Source organism: Maledivibacter halophilus, from assembly GCF_900167445.1.
Lineage (GTDB): Bacteria > Bacillota > Clostridia > Peptostreptococcales > Caminicellaceae > Maledivibacter > Maledivibacter halophilus.
Window position 1 is genome coordinate 125,635 of sequence record NZ_FUZT01000005.1, and the last position, 17,003, is coordinate 142,637.

General features: G+C 31.0%; 16 protein-coding genes. 3 read left to right on the forward strand and 13 right to left on the reverse strand.

Features of this window, described 5'->3' with window-relative positions; translation table 11 throughout:
- Positions 1-195: 195 nt before the first annotated feature.
- From thiS to B5X81_RS10970, 12 genes are all read right to left on the reverse strand, one after another.
- Positions 196-402 carry a sulfur carrier protein ThiS gene (gene thiS, locus B5X81_RS10915; RefSeq protein WP_079491713.1) on the reverse strand — a complete coding sequence of 69 codons (207 nt, stop codon included), beginning with the start codon at positions 400-402 and terminating at the stop codon, positions 196-198.
- Positions 384-2,276, reverse strand: a complete 1,893-nt coding sequence (locus B5X81_RS10920; RefSeq protein WP_079491714.1) for an aldehyde ferredoxin oxidoreductase family protein — start codon at positions 2,274-2,276, stop codon at positions 384-386. The genes thiS and B5X81_RS10920 overlap by 19 nt, the downstream gene beginning before the upstream one ends.
- A 110-nt stretch (positions 2,277-2,386) precedes the next feature.
- Entirely contained in the window at positions 2,387-3,598 is a 1,212-nt protein-coding gene (locus tag B5X81_RS10925) for a M20 metallopeptidase family protein (RefSeq protein WP_079491716.1), read from the reverse strand.
- A 204-nt stretch (positions 3,599-3,802) separates the two neighbouring features.
- Entirely contained in the window at positions 3,803-4,468 is a 666-nt protein-coding gene (locus tag B5X81_RS10930; protein WP_079491717.1) for a ribulose-phosphate 3-epimerase, read from the reverse strand.
- On the reverse strand, positions 4,455-5,774 hold the full coding sequence (locus tag B5X81_RS10935; protein WP_079491719.1) for a PTS galactitol transporter subunit IIC: 1,320 nt from the start codon (positions 5,772-5,774) through the stop codon (positions 4,455-4,457). The genes B5X81_RS10930 and B5X81_RS10935 overlap by 14 nt, the downstream gene beginning before the upstream one ends.
- A 15-nt stretch (positions 5,775-5,789) precedes the next feature.
- Entirely contained in the window at positions 5,790-6,068 is a 279-nt protein-coding gene (locus B5X81_RS10940; RefSeq protein ID WP_079491720.1) for a PTS sugar transporter subunit IIB, read from the reverse strand.
- Between the two features lie 210 nt (positions 6,069-6,278).
- Positions 6,279-6,746, reverse strand: a complete 468-nt coding sequence (locus tag B5X81_RS10945; protein ID WP_079491722.1) for a PTS sugar transporter subunit IIA — start codon at positions 6,744-6,746, stop codon at positions 6,279-6,281.
- An 11-nt stretch (positions 6,747-6,757) separates the two neighbouring features.
- Entirely contained in the window at positions 6,758-8,710 is a 1,953-nt protein-coding gene (locus B5X81_RS10950) for a BglG family transcription antiterminator (RefSeq protein WP_079491723.1), read from the reverse strand.
- 12 nt (positions 8,711-8,722) lie between these two features.
- Complete coding sequence (locus tag B5X81_RS10955) at positions 8,723-9,235, reverse strand: YjbQ family protein (protein ID WP_079491725.1); 513 nt, start codon at positions 9,233-9,235, stop codon at positions 8,723-8,725.
- Positions 9,236-9,238: 3 nt separating this feature from the next.
- The gene (locus B5X81_RS10960; protein WP_079491726.1) at positions 9,239-9,919 is read right to left on the reverse strand and encodes a triose-phosphate isomerase; all 681 of its coding nucleotides are present in this window, start codon (positions 9,917-9,919) and stop codon (positions 9,239-9,241) included.
- Positions 9,912-10,754 carry a class II fructose-bisphosphate aldolase gene (locus B5X81_RS10965; protein WP_079491728.1) on the reverse strand — a complete coding sequence of 281 codons (843 nt, stop codon included), beginning with the start codon at positions 10,752-10,754 and terminating at the stop codon, positions 9,912-9,914. Before B5X81_RS10965 ends, B5X81_RS10960 begins: the two co-directional genes overlap by 8 nt.
- Positions 10,755-11,360: 606 nt before the next feature.
- Positions 11,361-11,795, reverse strand: a complete 435-nt coding sequence (locus B5X81_RS10970; RefSeq protein WP_079491729.1) for a MarR family winged helix-turn-helix transcriptional regulator — start codon at positions 11,793-11,795, stop codon at positions 11,361-11,363.
- 265 nt (positions 11,796-12,060) lie between these two features.
- On the opposite strand from B5X81_RS10970, the gene B5X81_RS10975 reads away from it, so the two are divergent.
- From B5X81_RS10975 to B5X81_RS10985, 3 genes are read left to right on the forward strand one after another with little or no spacing between them, the layout of a single operon-like run.
- Entirely contained in the window at positions 12,061-12,810 is a 750-nt protein-coding gene (locus tag B5X81_RS10975; RefSeq protein ID WP_079491731.1) for a gamma-glutamyl-gamma-aminobutyrate hydrolase family protein, read from the forward strand.
- A gap of 12 nt (positions 12,811-12,822) precedes the next feature.
- Positions 12,823-13,998, forward strand: coding sequence for a M20 metallopeptidase family protein (locus tag B5X81_RS10980; RefSeq protein WP_079491732.1), 1,176 nt, complete (start codon positions 12,823-12,825; stop codon positions 13,996-13,998).
- A 47-nt stretch (positions 13,999-14,045) separates the two neighbouring features.
- Positions 14,046-15,458 (forward strand): YfcC family protein, encoded by a 1,413-nt coding sequence (locus tag B5X81_RS10985; RefSeq protein ID WP_079491734.1) that lies wholly within the window; start codon positions 14,046-14,048, stop codon positions 15,456-15,458.
- A 361-nt stretch (positions 15,459-15,819) separates the two neighbouring features.
- Here the strand turns inward: B5X81_RS10985 and B5X81_RS10990 are convergent, their stop codons facing one another.
- A complete protein-coding gene (locus tag B5X81_RS10990; protein ID WP_079491735.1) occupies positions 15,820-16,821 on the reverse strand; it encodes a choloylglycine hydrolase family protein in 1,002 nt (333 codons plus the stop codon).
- Positions 16,822-17,003: the final 182 nt, after the last annotated feature.

Genomic DNA, 17,003 nt, shown 5'->3' on the forward strand with positions numbered 1-17,003 from the left:
ATATAGGCCTCCAGTATAAATATAATGAAATAATACTTATGTATTTCTATTATAATGGATTATCAATGTCAAAATATATCAAAAAAGCTGTTTGATATAAGTCAATATAGAAAGGTGTTGATTGTCAAGTAAAACTGGGTTTTTCATCAAATTTGACGAAAAAATAACCATCCCTAAAAAGGAATGGCCTCTATTCTAGCCTCCACCAATAAAGCTATATATTTCTATATTACTATCTTTATCTAATTTCTCATTATAATTTTCTTTAGGTATCCTTTTTCCATTAACCTTTACAATTACAATATTTTTTGGAAACCCCATAGTTTCAATTAGTTCATCAATAGTAATATCTGATGGAAAATCCTTGCTATTACCATTAACTATCATATTTCTAATAACCATCCTAGGGAAAGCTTCTTGAGACTCCCCTTTGTAGGATTACCTGTTTCTAAGTCCCATCCAGCTGTGCTATAATAAGTATTCAATGCTTCATTGAACTTTTCTTTATCCATGGCTATTCCTTTAGATGGTCCTTCTTCAAAAGGTTCAAATACCCTATCTGGAAGATAATCATCTTTCTTATCAAATCCAATTTTAGAGTTAAAATACCTCATCATATTTATCCTTCTCTCTCCAATAAGCATCAGCTCATGGATAGATGTATCCCATCCAATGGCTACTTTAGCAAACTCTACTAAATCTTTTGGCCCAAATGCTTCCCAAGAAGGTCCCCATACAAACTGACATAAACAAAGTGTATCCATTAATGAAAAGAAACATTGGGTATTAAATGCAAATCTTACTTTCTCATCATCGAGTTCCATCATATTATCATAACCCTTCCAAACTCCAAGATGGCTTAAATTAACTCTTTCTTTGCTATCCTCTGGTAAAGTTAATACTGGGTCATGTTCATGGGATTGATGATCTGCTCCAAATGGATTTACTGCATATATAAGACCGACAGAGGACTTCATCTCTGGCATATGAGCTGGAAGCTCTTGACCTTTTACTGAGATACTATATTTATAAGCTTCTCCCCCTATTTTCTTAGCTGCTCTATAGCTTCCTTCTGCTAATAAATCTCCTACTCCTTCTCTTTTAGCTATCTTTTCGATTATAATAGGCATCACATCGTCATTTCCAAAGGTTAATTCTAATCCATTTGTATGGGATTTATCTATAATACCTTTTTCAAAACATTCCATAGCAAAAGCTATAGTACCTCCAGTAGAAATGGTATCCAACCCATACATATTACACAATTGATTTCCCAATGCAACAGTTTCTAAATTAGTAATACCACAATAAGAACCTAGCCCTCCACAAGTTTCATATTCTGGTCCTCCATATAAAGGATCTACCTTTCCTGGAACTTCTACTACCCTTTTGCATCTTACAGTACAAGCATAGCAAGTATCCCTTTCCTTTAATATGGTTTTAGTCATAGTAGGACCCGATATATTATTAGCCCCTTCTGGAAACCATCCAGTAGACCAATTCTTTGTAGGTAAAAACCCTTCCTCATTAAAAGGTTCAAGGTTTATATCTGTGCCATGTTCTCCTAGTCCTAACAGAGGTTGATTAGCAGCTAATCTTTCTTTTATACTACCTGCCAAAGCCTTAAATCCTTCTTTATCTACCGGTTGTCTGCCCGTTTTTTTCTTAACTGCAATGGCTTTCAGATTTTTAGACCCCATAACTGCTCCAGTACCATTTCTTCCATTAGCCCTATTACACATATTAATAATACATGCAAATTTAACTAAATTTTCTCCTCCTGGTCCAATCTGTGCTATATCAATCTTATCTTCTCTTAATTCTTTCCTAATAACCTTTTCTGCTTCACCAGTAACCTTCCCCCACGCATTGGACCCATCTTTTAATTCAACATCTTCTCCATCTATATACAGGTATATTGGTTTTTCTGCCTTTCCACGAAATACAACAGCATCCCAACCATTTCCTTTTAAATATGCTGAAAAAAAACCTCCTGCTTGACTATCTCCAATTGTATTAGTCAAAGGACTTTTTGTAGTAACAGTCATTCTATTTGCACCACTAATAGGGAAACCTACTAAAGGCGATACAGAAAAAACTAAAATATTTTCAGGAGATAAAGGTTCTACCATTGGATCCATTTCATTCAATATAATATATAAACCTAAAGCTGAACCTCCGGGATACATTCTATATATTTCCCCTGGTATTGTCCTTTTCTCTATCTTTCCATTAGTTAAATCCACATCAAGTATCTTAGCATCTGGAAAAATCATAGATTCACTCCTTTAAAAAATTTATTCAGTTAGCCTTCTACTCAAATAAAAACTAAAACATTATTTTAGTTAATAATGTCTCTTATTACCATCTTCTTTAAAAAGAATACCTATATAGAATCATTTTTCACCAAATTTTTTTCTAAAAAATTATATACCAATGTAGTTACAGCTTCTACACCTAAGGTTAAAACATCTTCATCAAAATTATAATCAGGATTATGCAAATCAGTATGCCTATTATCTTCTCTTGCACCTATAAAAAAATACATCCCTGGTACAATGGATAAATATTGAGAAAAATCCTCACTAGCCATTCCTGGATACTTTAACCATTCTACTTTTTCATCTTCCATAGATTGCTTTAATTCCTCATAAGAAGTTTTAGCAATATATTCATCATTGACTGTTAGAGGAAATACATTGGTATTTTTAAATAAGAATTTTGCATTATGTGCTTTAGAAATTCCTTCTACAATTCTTTTTATTGATTGAGGAATTCTATTCTGTACTTTTTCATCTGTAGACCTTATGGTACCACTAATCTTTACTCTTTCAGGTATTATATTAAAAGCAGTGCCTCCATTTAAAGTTCCTATAGATACTACTGCTGTATTTCTTAATAAATCCATTTCTCTACTAACTATGGTCTGAATAGCTGATATAATCTCTGCAGTAACTATTACTGGATCAATTCCTTTATAGGGTTCCGCACCATGACTGCCTTTCCCCATAATCTCAATATCAAATTTATCACCTGCAGACATTATAGTCCCATCTTTAATCCCTATTTTGTTTTTTTCAAATTCTGGCCAAATATGAAATCCAAATATAGCATCTACCTTCGGATTTTCCAAAGCTCCATCATCTATCATTTTTTTAGCACCTAAACTTAACTCTTCAGCTGGTTGAAATATGAACTTTACATTTCCCTTTAATTGAGACGCATATTTTTTCAATAATTTAGCAGTACCAAGAACAATAGCCATATGACCATCATGACCACAAGCATGCATATATCCTTTATTTCTAGAACTAAAAGGTAACTCAGTACGTTCTTCAATAGGTAAAGCATCTATATCAGTCCTTATTGCTATTGTCGGTCCTGGATAAGCTCCTTCAAGAGTAGCAGCTATTCCTGTACCTCCAGCTAACCCACTTCTAAAGGGAATAGAGATTTCCTCTTCCAAATACCTCTTAATAAATTTACTTGTCTCATGCTCATTAAAACCAATTTCAGGTATTTTGTGTAAACTTCTTCTTATTTCAACCAATTCATCTCTCATATTTATTGCATCTCTTTTAAAATCTATATATTTCATACTCTGTTACCTCCAAAAAATTCTCTTAAAATTTCCTCATAGAGTTTAGTAGAACAAAATCTGTTAAAACCTATAATTTGTTAACTTCTAGGTCTTTCTTTTTATCAAAGGTTGGTGCTCCTACCTTTGATGATTTTTAGAAAAAGTTGTAAGCATGTTAAATCTTATGCCTACAACTTTTTAAACAGAAGTCTACTTTCTTATTTATAATACATTTATAATCTTTTCATAATTCATCTTAAATGGATCATTATTATATAATGCTGACCCTAGAACAAATCTATTTACACCTTGTTCATATAACACTCCTAAATTATGACCCTTGATTCCGCCATCTAGCTGAATTTTTAATTTATAATTCAAAGATTTTTTCAAGTTCATGATTTTGCAAATTTTACTAGTCATAATAGCCTCTGAATAGCTATTTCCTCCAAAACCCTCTTCTGAACTCAAGAGTAAAACAAAATCAACAATATCTAAAAGATTAATCACAGACTCAATGGGCGTTTCTAACTTCATTGCAATTCCCGCTTCAGCTCCAGAGTTCTTGATTTGATGCAATAATTTACGACTAAAATAAGTAGATTCTGGATGTATTGAAACCCTATCTGGATATGCATTTAGATATTGTTCTAACACTTGTTCAGGTTTTTCAACCATTAAGTGGACATCTGTAACCACATTAAAATTCTTTTTAATATCAGCTATAGTTTGTGGTCCCCATGTAATACTTTCAACAAATTTACCATCCATAATGTCTACGTGAATGAAGTCTATATTAGAACTAATAGCTTCTTCTACAGCTTCACCAATATAACAAAAATCAGCACTTAATATGGAAGCTCCTATTTCTATATTATTGGGCCTCATTTTGAACACTTCTCTTCTTCATTAAAAGTGCAAAAGCAATAGTTACAATTACCAAGATTATAGTAAATATCCATCCGTGTCTTGCAATTTGTGTAATAACAAAATCAAAAAGGTTACCATTCCACAATGCTGTTGACTGTCCCTGAATATCTAAAGTTCCTTTAGCTAACTCTGTAAAATATGGTGCAAACCATGTAGCAACATATAATGTAATAATCATATTTATAGTTCCACTAATTAATGTCTTTAAAATATTTCCTTTGTGAATAATCGTTGCCATACAAATAAAGAAAGCTGCAAATGCTAAGTCTCCCATAGGTAATACTTTGTTACCAGGTAGAATAATTGCTAAAATAAGTGTTAATGGAATAAGAATAGTTCCAACAATTTGTGTTACAGGATGTCCTAAGGTAATAGCTGAGTCTAAACCAATATATACTTCTCGTCCTCCAAATTTTTTATTAAAATAACCTTTAGCTGACTCAGAGATAGGCAATAGTCCTTCAACAATTATTTTAACCATCCTTTGGAATAGTATCATAATTGCTCCTACTCCCATAATAAGATTACTTGCCTCGTGGAAATTATAGCCTGCTAGTAGTGATAGAATTATACCTAAAATTACCCCTACGATTACTGGATCAGCAAACATACCTATCTTTTTCTGTACATTTCCAAGATCAAGCTTGGAATTTCTTAAGAAAGGAATTCTATCATAAATCTTATCCAATAATACGTATAAAGGAATTGTACTTGCAGCATAACCTTGAGGAATAGATACCCCTTCAACACCTAACCCCTCTTGAACCATCTTAGCTGAATAATCTGCAGACAATAAAGACCAAACTGCTTGAATTAGAGCCGCTATCATACCAAGCCATACATTATCTGCAACTAAGGCAACAACACCTCCTGTAAATGCATAGTGTGAATAATTGAAAATATCTATATTCATTGTTTTAGTTAAACCTAAAGCTAACATAACTATATTTAAGATAAATACAGCCGGGATAATTAAAGCACCTACCACCGTTCCAAAAGCTACCCCAGCAGCTGCTCCCGAACCCACATCAATAACAGTTAGTTGTAAGCCAAATCTTTCAACAATATTATTTACTGCTGGATCAAGTACATTGGCAATTAAAGAAATTGCTAAATTTAATCCTATAAATCCAACACCTACTGTCACACCACTTTTAATGGATTTCAAAAACCCTTGTCTGAGTATTAACCCTATAATTATTAATACAATTGGAACAAACACAGTTGAACCTAATGATAAAAAATATTCAATTACGCCTTGCATATTTATTCCTCCTTTTTAATCTTGTAAATACTTTAGTATCTCTTGTTTAGTTTTGTCTTCATTCATTCCAATTAGAAATGCAGTTCCCGATACAACTGGTGTTTCATAGTCATTTTCCACTTTCATTGAAGTAATAAATAAATCAAATTTCCCATCATTAAAAGCTAATTCATCCAATCGTCCCTGAGTAATGGAATAATCTATACTCATTCCATCTAAAAATTCACCAACTTTTTCTGCAATCATTGTTGACGTTGCCATTCCAGTTCCACATGCAACCAATATTTTTTTCATAAGCTAACTCCTCCTGCCTTCTCTATTATATTTTTGCTATATTTAAACACTTTATATAAATTTGGTTGTCTTGCTATAATTCTGATATATCTATAGTCAAATTTTATAGATAGAAGAGAAAGACACACCAAATAAAAGCCTTAACTGATACTTTAGAATATACGTAAAATCTTAACCTTTATCTTCCATGGTAATCCCATTCTCCATATTTTATTTAATACTGTCCACATTATTTATATAGTTATCTAAAACCTGAAATAATTCTTGAGAATTTTTAGTTTCTTTTACCGCTGCAATAAAATCATCGTCTAAAAAAACACTTGATATAGTTCTTAATATATTAAGATGATTACCACTATCCTTTAGTAAAAGTATAAAAATCAAATCAATATTAAGCTTCTCCAAGTTTTCAATATTTTGAAATACAATTTTATCTTGTGGCTTTATAGCACAAATTTTATTGTCTAATGAGTATTTAGGATCTGCATGAGCAATAGCAATATTAATGCCCTTTAAAGCTAACCCTGTTGGATACTCTTTCTCCCTATCAATCAAGGCTTGTCCTAAACCTTTTATAGCATACTTTTTTTCGACTAAAAACTCTTCAATTTTCAAAAATAATTCTTCTCTTGATTTTGTTTCAATATCAAAAAAAACTAAATCTTTTTCCAAATACATATTAAATCCCTCTATTCTAATAACATTTTTTTTATATCTTCCGGTTCATTTAACCTAACTAAATTATTAATAAACTGATAATCTAATACCTTCTTATACAATACTGGCAAGTCTTTAATGGTCTCTTTAATTTCATCACTCTTTATAGCCAACATTATTACTAAATATACTCTATGTTCATCCCAAAAAACTCCATTTGGAAGTAATAGAACAGATATAGCACTTTTTCTTACATATGTTGGCATAGCATGGGGAAAGCTCACACCTAAAGATAAATATGTGCTGCCCAAAGATTCTCTTTCATAAATGTCGTCTCTAAATTTCTTATCTACACAATCATCTTCATAAAGATTCTGAAATAAATAGTCCAAGCACTCTTCTTTAGTTTTAAAATCGTTTTCCATATAAATATGTTTTAAATTCATTAAACTAGGAATTAATTTCATGATTTTTTGCTTACTATGATTAAGCCTGCGTATTTCACCTTTAGAATATTTTAAATAGTAATCGTAAACTTCTCTTAATTCTTCGTCGTCCACCAAAGGACTTACTTTTATATATGGTTTATACGAATTTTCTAATTGAACAGTAGAGATAATAAAATCTACATTTTTTGTATTTTCCTCATTGAGTTCATTAAGAGGAATTACATTCACTTCAACTGAAGATGGTAAACTTTTTCTAATTCTATTTACTAATAGTTCAGATGTCAGTAATCCTGTTTTACAAACTACGATAACATGCCCTCTAGAAGATGCCCTCTCTATAGCTACTTGTAAATGTATTGTAATAAACGAAACTTCATCTTCTGATAAGAAAATATGAAATTTGTTAGATATCTCATTTAAATGAAACCATGAGAGATTAAATAATACAGGATAATTATTTTTAACTTGATTTAAAATTGGATTCTCTATGCTAACATTAGATCTAACTCTATAAATCATAGGAACCATATGACAAATTAAAGCATCATACAATTGTTGATCATTGGTTAAATTCAAGCCTAAAGATTTACTGATACTATTTATGAAGTATTTTATATCCTTTGAAAACATATTTTCTAAATATTTATTATTGATACTTAGTTCAACTCTGTGCATAAATAATTGATAACTAATATAATCGATTTCATTTTTAACAAATTGAATTCCTAACCTCTTTTTAAATTGATTGCTAATTTCAACTGCTAAATGGTAATTACTTAATAATTCAATACCTTCTTGATTTAAAATTTCAAAATCCACTATCAATTCTCTTCCACTTTTTTTTCTTGATGCAATAGTCACCAAGAAAATAAATAATGAATTTAAATAATATTCCTCTAATAATCTTTTTAATATGTCACTAAGGGAGTCTAAAATATCTGTTACAACTGCAATTACAGAATTAGGGTAATAACTAGAAAGTACATCTGAAACCACTTCTATAGAAGCATTAGGATAACATTTATTTATATAACAATTAAAAAATTGCTTGAGTAATTTTTGTTTCCCATATTCTGTTCCTTTCACTCTAGTGCCATTTCTATCTGAAATAATTTGACAGTAAGAATTTTGAAACCTTTTAAGATTTTCCATATCTTGATAAATAACTGAAGAATTAATGTACAGCTTATCAGAAAGATCTTGATACGTAACAACTTTTCCATATAAAATTATCTCTCTAATAATTTCTGCTTGTCTTTTATATCTTTCTTTTAGGGAATCTATATTTCCATTGTCATAGAAGTTCGTAATAAGGTGTTTAAAATTCGCTTCTTTTCCCTTCAACAACACGCCATAGTTAGGTCTTTTTTCTAATATCAAATCATATTTTTTAAATATTCCATCAAGATCATTTAAGTCATTAGATATAGTTCGACTGGAAACATCTAATTTACGAGCATAATAAGACATAGGTTTATATTCTCTTTCCTGGCATAACATTTCAATTAGTTGATATTTCCGTCTTTTAATCTTCAACTTTAACACCTCTTATTTTCCTATAACTTGTACTTTACAATTCCTTGTTCTTTTTCTATTTTGATCCCAATCTATAAAATAAATATAACCAACTAAACCAATTTGTAATTCTCCATTTTCTATTATAAAACTCTCACTTGTTCCTAGCAGCGAACTACGTAAATGAGCATCTGTATTCAACATGGTATAAGCCTCTGGACTTATTTTCCCTTTAAATTCTTCTAATCCTACTCTAATATGTTCAGGTCCTGGATGATGATATTGACCTTCAACTTCACATTTTGGAATTAGTTGATCCATTAATTCATTCAAATCTTGCTGAAGATATTCGTATCCTCTAAAATTTTTATCATAGGAAAGTTCTTCAAATATCACAGAACAAGTGGTATGAGGAGATACAACTGTACATAAACCTTCCTTTACACCGCTCTGTTTTACTATTTCACGAACTTCATCAGTTATCTCATGATACGTAACTTTATTTCCATCTGACTCTAAGTTTAATGTTTTAGTTTCAATTATCATTTACTAATCCTCCTTTACTGCATCTATCATTGCTTCTATCATTTCCCTTAACAGCGCTTCCCTATCTTCTGCATTTACAAAAGCTGATGTTGCACCAGTTCCATCAGAACCAGCCTTGATTATTTTATATACATCTTCGTAATTCTTCACTCCAGCAGCCTGTTCTACTAAAATATTTGGACTGATACTTCTAATTAATTTATTTGTTTCTTTTACATAAGATAAATCGCTTGTTTGTCCTGTACCAATTAGCTCCGTTGGCTCACATAAAATAACTGTTGGATCAAGTAATGCTAGAGCTTTCGCTTCTAATATAGAATCACAGCATACTACAGTATCAATATTCAAATCATTGCATTCTTTCACAACAGCAATAATATCCGAAAAATAAAGCCTATTTTCTGCATGATTCATCACTATCACGTCAACGCCTATCTCTTTTAAAGCTTTTGGTGAGACCTTTCCCATTCCTGTTCCTTCAGGAACAGAATCTACATGTTGAGAAGCTATTAGAATATTTTTTGTTTTTTTCTTAAGATTATATAATTCAGTAAAGGGCCCAGTTAATATTAAAGTAACATTATATTCTTCTGCCAATTTATCAGCAATTGATGCCATTTCATATAATTCTTTTTGATTAAAGTAATTCTTAGGATTTATTACTAAAAATGGCTTTTTAATCATTTATTTCACTCCACTTCCTTGTACCAAATAGATCAATATAATGTTTTAGACAATTTTCAATTCCTAAATTAATTTGATCTAAAACTGTAAAGTAGTCTTTGCCACAATCCATTTGTTTATTAATGCTTGTCACTACATCAGTAAAAACATTTATTTTGCTGATACCAAATTCAATTGTTTTTCTTAAATTATCATCACCACTTGAAGAACCACCATGCAATACTAAGGGAATATCCACAGATTTATTAATATCATTTAATCTATTAAAATTTAATTTAGGGATACCTTTATAATGTCCATGGGCTGTTCCAATTGATACAGCTAAGCTATTCACATTTGTTTGATTAACAAATTCAACAGCATCTTCAACACTTGTATATATTGAATCTGTTAATTCGTCAGTCTCATAATTTTCTCCTGCACCTACATGACCAATTTCTGCTTCTACAGCAATACCTTTTAACTGAGAATACTCTATAATTTCCTTGGTCATTTTAACATTTGTATCAAAATCATGCATTGAACCATCTATCATAACTGATGGAAAACCTAAATTAATAGCCTGTTTTACCACTTCAATACTTTGACCATGATCTAGGTGCAAAATAATTGGAACATTAGTCTTACTTGCATAATGTTCATAGCTATATAATGCTTCTTCTAGTTCCATATATTCAAGATGTGCTTCCGCTAAAGAAATTATAATCGGCGCTTGCAGAGAATTTGCCACTTCAATATATTTTTTTATCATCAATGGATTAATGGCATTAAACGCAGGTATGGCATATTTATTTTTTTTAGCTTTGCTTAATTCAATTTTCATATCTCCAATCATAATATCACCACTTCCTTATTTATATAGTAACAAAATTTATGTTTTTAAGCATTTTAATTTTTTTCAAGATATTGTGGAAAAATTAAATTAAAAATATCAGCATGAAAAAAAGTAAGTGAAAATTGAGAGAGTCTCATTTCATTCTGTGATTCTCTATTAAATGCACATATAATGCTGTTTACAAACGTATCTTTACAAAAATAGTAATCATCTATTGAATCGTCTAGTAAGTCAAGACACAAAATTTTTACGCTTTAAGATCTTCTCAATCCTTTTGTTTGATCTATTGCAATACCCTTTAATTATTGCTCCTTCCTTTATATAGTACTTTTTTATTTTTAAATGGTTGCAGACTTCATCAAATTTGACGAAGAACCACTTTAAATTGTAAATCAATATTTATTTACTGGCGTGGATCATAATATCAAGAATATGGTTATTCTCCTCTCCAAATAGGAGAAGATTTTGCTGGGCAATTTTAAAAAATTTCAAAAATAACTTAGGGTGATTTTCCTATAGAAAACCACCCTGTTTTTCAACAACGACTCACACAATTGTTATAAATATTAATCAAATATTTTTATCATTCATTTCAATAAAAATATTTTAACTAGATTTATAGCTCATTGTATTTTCATATATCTTATTTAAAGTATTTAAAAATGCTATTCTCTCTTCCTTACTTATCTCATTTAAATTCTGAATCCAGATATCTTCTAGTACTATTTTTATTTTATTCACAATCATTACTCCTTTATCAGATAAAAATAATTTATAATACCTTCTATCATCATCATCAAGTACCTTATTTACAAAACCTCTTTTTTCAAGATTTCTTAAAGTTTTTGATACTGTTGCCTTATCTATACTAAGAATATTAGATAGCTCCATTTGATTAAGTCCTGGATATCTATTTATATTAACAAGGTGAATTGATTGATTTGTTGTTATTTTCAAATGCTTTAATTCTCTTGAAATAATTTCCATACGTTTTCTATATAATCTTGAAAAAATCGAACCTATTTGCTCAATTAACTCCATTAGCTTTCCCTCTCTTTCTTTTTAAAATGAAACATTAATTGTTTGTTTATATAATTTTAAATTATTATCACTTCTGAATTATAATAAACTACCTCTTTATAATACCCTTAAACTGCTTACTCTTGCAAGTATTTCATAATAATCCAATCAATCTATTTTTTGTTTTTTCACAAAATTCTTTACTTTGAATAAGGGTTATGCTATAATTTGTTAAATAGTTGATATTTTCAACTGTTGAATAAATCAATTTTAGAAGGAGAGTTTTATGAAACCGATAATTGGAGTAACAGTTAATTATTCTTATGATGATGAAGTTGGGAAACTAACTCACTTGGGCGGTCCAAGACAAGAGTGGCAACTCCTTGCAAATGATTATATTAAATCGATCGAAAAAGCTGGTGGTATTCCGGTAATGATTCCTGTTTACGGTGATTCATCTAATGCTAAAAATATTATTAACAAACTGGATGGCATTCTATTTTCTGGTGGAAATGACATTGACCCAAACCACTACGATGATCAATTTTCAAACAAAGTTGGTAACATAGTACCAGAAAGAGACATGCAAGAACTTATTCTTATAAAAAAAATTCTAAATGAAACAAATATTCCAGTTCTTGGAATATGTAGAGGACATCAACTTTTAAATGTTGCATGTGGTGGAAGTTTATATCAAGATATGAACTCAGAAGGGCTTGAAGATCACTTCTTTTTAGCTTCTCCAATGAATTATGTAATCCACACAGTTAATATACAAGATGACTCTAAATATAAAGATATATTTTCATCAAACAAGATTAGTGTAAATTCCTACCACCATCAAGCTATTAAAAAGTTAGGAGAAAGTCTTGTTCCTACTGCGTATGATGATAAGGGTATTATTGAAGCAATTGAATTAAAATCTGATAATAATAGATTTGTTTTAGGTGTACAGTGGCATCCAGAAACCCTTGTTGATAGATATGAAAATCATCTTAATATATTTAGAAAATTTATTGAAGCATGTAAGAAATAAAGGAGGAATTTCATGGTTAGCTTAAATGATGTAAAAGTTGTTCATGAAGATATTAAATCTTACTATAAAACTCTTCATGCTTGTCCAGAACTTGGATTTGAGGAATATGAAACGTCAGCATTTATTGCTAAAAAACTTCAAGAATTTGGTCTTGAAGTAACTAAAAATGTAGCAAAAACTGGGGTGATAGGAGTCATCAAAGGAGGTGAAATAGACAAAACCCTAATGCTTAGAGCAGATATTGATGGTTTACCACTTAAAGAAGAAAGTGGACTTGAATATGCATCTAAAAATGAAGGAAAAATGCATGCATGTGGTCATGATGCTCACGTATCAATGCTTCTTGGAGCTGCTAAATATCTATCTGAGAACAGACACTTAGTAAAAGGTACTGTAAAGTTTGTTTTTCAACCTGCTGAAGAAGGCCCAGCACCTGGAGGAGCATCTGTAATGATAAAAGAAGGCGTTCTAGATGATGTAAGTACTTGTCTTGCAATTCATGTTTCCCCTCTTTATAAAACTGGAGAAATTATGGTTCAACAAAAGGAAGCCATGGCATCTACTGATTTTTTTAAAGTAGAAATTACTGGTAAAGGTGGACATGGATCTTCACCCCATTCAGCAATTGATCCTATTCCTGCTTTAACCGAAATAATGGCAGCATTTAATCTTCTACCTTCGAGAGAAATAGACCCACTCGATCCTTGTGTAGTTACAATAGGAACTGTTAATACTGTTTCTTCATCATGGAATATTATTCCTGAAAAAATCGAAATTACCGGAACATTTAGAACTTTTTCTACTGAAGTTAGAGAAACAATCAATAAAAGATTAAAGGAAATCTCTGGAAACATTGCAGCAGCTCACAGATGTACTGCAGTTTATACAAGAGGTAAAGGTTATATGCCAACGATAAATAATGATACAATAGTTGAATTTGTTGTTTCAACAGCTAAAAGATATCTTTGTAAAGATAAAATATTTCTTGAAACTAAACCTTTCACCGGTGGAGAAGATGTAGGCGCATATTTCAAGAAAGTTCCTGGTGCATTAATTTGGCTAGGATGTGCAAATCCTAATAAGGAAAGTCCAGTATCTTTACACAATCCTAGATTTAAAGTTGATCTTGAAGCCCTTGCTGTTGGTGTACAAGTTCACGTAAATAACGTTATATCCTTTTTTGAATAGGTATATGTTAACCAAAATATGAAATTTAAACTAAAGGAGGAAAAACCATGAGTAAACCCATAAATAGAAATAAAAAAGAGTTTAAAATGATTAATTCTTTCGCGCTGTTATTTTTTGTAATTATATTTGCAGCTATTCTAACGCATATTATTCCTGCTGGTCACTTTGATACAATCGAAGTAAATGGAAGAATGGTGATTAATCCGGATTCATTTAAATTCATAGAATCTAATCCAGCTAGTTTTTTTGATATATTTAGAGCAGTCCCATATGGACTTGTTGCTTCTGCAATGCTTGTTATTGGTACCATGATGATCGGAGGAAGTATTGGTGTTATTCAAGAAACTGGTGCTCTAAACATAGGTATTTCTAAAGCTATTTCAAAACTTGGTAACAAAGGTGGGAATCTTGTATTAGTTCTTATATTTTGTATTTTTGCTTCTTTAGGTGGCTTTCTTGGATTTATTGAGGCATCTATTCCTTTTATTCCACTTGCGATTTCTATTGCTGTTGGTCTTGGATATGACTCAATTACTGGAGTTGCTGTAGCTCTTTTAGGTGCAATGATTGGTTTCTCAAGCGGTCCTACGAACCCACTAACTGTTGGTATTTCACAAAGTCTTGCAGGGTTACCAATGTTCTCTGGCTTAAGTTTTAGAATCGTTATTTTTGTAATTACAATTATCGTATCACTTCATCATATTCTCAAATATAGTAAGTCAATTAAAGCAGATTCAAGTAAGAGTCTTATGCACGATATTGATACCAGTGATTTAAGCTTTGATGTTGATACATTTCAAAAAGAAAAATTTACACTGGCCCATAAATTAATTATTTTAACACTCATTGGTTGTTTAGGTCTATTCATTTACGGAGCTATAAATTTTAGATGGTACTTTAATGAATTAAGTGCACTATTTATTTTAATCGCTCTAGTAGCAGGTGTTCTTGGTAAACTTGGTATTAATAAAACAGCAGAAGTATTTGTAAAGGGTGCTTCAGGTATTGCTGGAGGAGCTTTAATTATCGGAGTTGCTCGAGGTATTCAATGGATTCTTGAATCTGGAAACATCATTGATACAATTATTCATTCAATATCCACTCCACTTAGTACACTACCTCCTGTAATCTCAGCCATTGCAATGTTACTATTTATATGTGTTATAAACTTCTTTATACCATCTGGTAGTGGTAAAGCAGTTATTACAATGCCAATCATGCTCCCAATGGCAGATATCGTTGGTATTTCAAAACAAACTGCAATCTTAGCTTACCAATTAGGTGATGGTATTACAAATATAATTTATCCAACACTTGGAGTTGTTCTAATAGCACTAGCATTTGGTAAAGTTCCATATGATAGATGGTTTAAGTTTACCATATCACTTGTTATTAAATTATTAATACTTTCCATTATATTCTTATTTGTTGCAATTCAAATAAATTATGGTCCATTCTAGGATCATACAATTATGGATTATATTCACGTAAAAGAACCACTTGTATAAGAACTGATTCCTTTACGTCCTATATCTTAAGACGCTCTAAAAGTTCTTCCAACTGCTATAACTTTTCAAAGTACCCCTATAAAAGGGGTACATTTTTCCTCTTCTTTAAATACTTACTCACTCAACTTATTTAACCCTCAATTCAAACCTCTATAATATCTTGCTATATAATTTTCATTAACAGAAAATATTTTCAAAAACCGTTATTACTTATGATACTGTTCACCGTACCACTGTAACTGCAGTTTTCAATTTTGGTAAGATTACTTTATTAGAATCCCTTCAATATATATCGATAGAATCGTCCCCTTGCTTATAGTTCTATCAACTCATTAAAAAACATTGGATGTGCTAGTTTGCCAAGACTGAAAGGCTGATCTAACGGTTTGTGGTTATCAAATAAACTTGCTTTTACAATCTGCATGTTGTCATATGTTTTAAAAAAGTATTCACATGTATTTGTATTGATGAAAGCAGTATATTTTGTATAGTCATATGTATTTCTTGAGGATATTACAGCACCCCTTGGAATAGACACACTTTCCATAATATGAAAGCATGATACAATTGTTTCAATAGCGTTTTTAGGTGTTGGTACATGGGTTTTCAAATATGCAGTCCTTACAAAACGTTCCGGAGATGTATAACCTCCTGGAAGTAATGTAGTTCCTCCAGCTTGACCAAATGGCTTTAACCTAATATTTTCCCAAAAAACTTCTTCAGTCTGTTCTGGAGAAACTTCCATGTAGTTTCTCAAATTAGTCATATGCCATTGAAAATCAGGACTATTGGTCATAACACCGATGGGATTGTCAAAAAGCTTCAAGCCTTTTTTTGTTTGCTCAATAACAACGCATTTTCCGGTCTTATCTGCAGCAATCCAATGGAGCGGAGCTATTGTCTGTGTAACAGGATCTGGCAAACCTATAATAGATATATTATTTAATGCTATTCTTAAGTCTTTTATTGATGAACATCTTCCTAAAATATAGTGAAGAAAATCAACTGAGGCTATCTGCTGAGAAGTTAAATAGGGCAATTGTCTGTTGTACTGAGCGTATCCTGCAAAGTATAATGATGCTGCTGCAAATCCTTCTTCATTTACACCATCGAAAAAACCAAAAATTCCGTCAAGCTTCTGCCCAATTCCGATAAAACTGTAGTAATTGCGAATCGAAGTCATGTTCAAAGTGTTTTTCCATATATAGTTTTTAGGTACTATATAAAGCTCGGGTTGAATATCATAAGAAAAATCCATAGTTCTTCCAAAAAATGTTTCTACTTGTTGAGACTGTAATGTTATTGCTGTACACATGTTGTATCCCCCTTTCCTATACAGTATATGAGAGCACATTGTTTTAATACGTAAAAGCAACTATAAAATTCAAAATACTAGTCTCAACAGTTCTATGAAAAATATGTTGGATGAAGTTGAATTTATATAACTTTTTACAAATATATGACAAATATGTTCTAGTAAAATATTAATGATAAATC

Bases quoted from the DNA above. Each gene is read 5' to 3' on its own strand.
- thiS (WP_079491713.1), bottom strand. From the start codon at position 402: ATGGTTATTAGAAATATGATAGTTAATGGTAATAGCAAGGATTTTCCA.
- B5X81_RS10920 (WP_079491714.1), bottom strand. From the start codon at position 2,276: ATGATTTTTCCAGATGCTAAGATACTTGATGTGGATTTAACTAATGGA.
- B5X81_RS10925 (WP_079491716.1), bottom strand. From the start codon at position 3,598: ATGAAATATATAGATTTTAAAAGAGATGCAATAAATATGAGAGATGAA.
- B5X81_RS10930 (WP_079491717.1), bottom strand. From the start codon at position 4,468: ATGAGGCCCAATAATATAGAAATAGGAGCTTCCATATTAAGTGCTGAT.
- B5X81_RS10935 (WP_079491719.1), bottom strand. From the start codon at position 5,774: ATGCAAGGCGTAATTGAATATTTTTTATCATTAGGTTCAACTGTGTTT.
- B5X81_RS10940 (WP_079491720.1), bottom strand. From the start codon at position 6,068: ATGAAAAAAATATTGGTTGCATGTGGAACTGGAATGGCAACGTCAACA.
- B5X81_RS10945 (WP_079491722.1), bottom strand. From the start codon at position 6,746: ATGTATTTGGAAAAAGATTTAGTTTTTTTTGATATTGAAACAAAATCA.
- B5X81_RS10955 (WP_079491725.1), bottom strand. From the start codon at position 9,235: ATGATAATTGAAACTAAAACATTAAACTTAGAGTCAGATGGAAATAAA.
- B5X81_RS10960 (WP_079491726.1), bottom strand. From the start codon at position 9,919: ATGATTAAAAAGCCATTTTTAGTAATAAATCCTAAGAATTACTTTAAT.
- B5X81_RS10965 (WP_079491728.1), bottom strand. From the start codon at position 10,754: ATGATTGGAGATATGAAAATTGAATTAAGCAAAGCTAAAAAAAATAAA.
- B5X81_RS10970 (WP_079491729.1), bottom strand. From the start codon at position 11,795: ATGGAGTTAATTGAGCAAATAGGTTCGATTTTTTCAAGATTATATAGA.
- B5X81_RS10975 (WP_079491731.1), top strand. From the start codon at position 12,061: ATGAAACCGATAATTGGAGTAACAGTTAATTATTCTTATGATGATGAA.
- B5X81_RS10980 (WP_079491732.1), top strand. From the start codon at position 12,823: ATGGTTAGCTTAAATGATGTAAAAGTTGTTCATGAAGATATTAAATCT.
- B5X81_RS10985 (WP_079491734.1), top strand. From the start codon at position 14,046: ATGAGTAAACCCATAAATAGAAATAAAAAAGAGTTTAAAATGATTAAT.
- B5X81_RS10990 (WP_079491735.1), bottom strand. From the start codon at position 16,821: ATGTGTACAGCAATAACATTACAGTCTCAACAAGTAGAAACATTTTTT.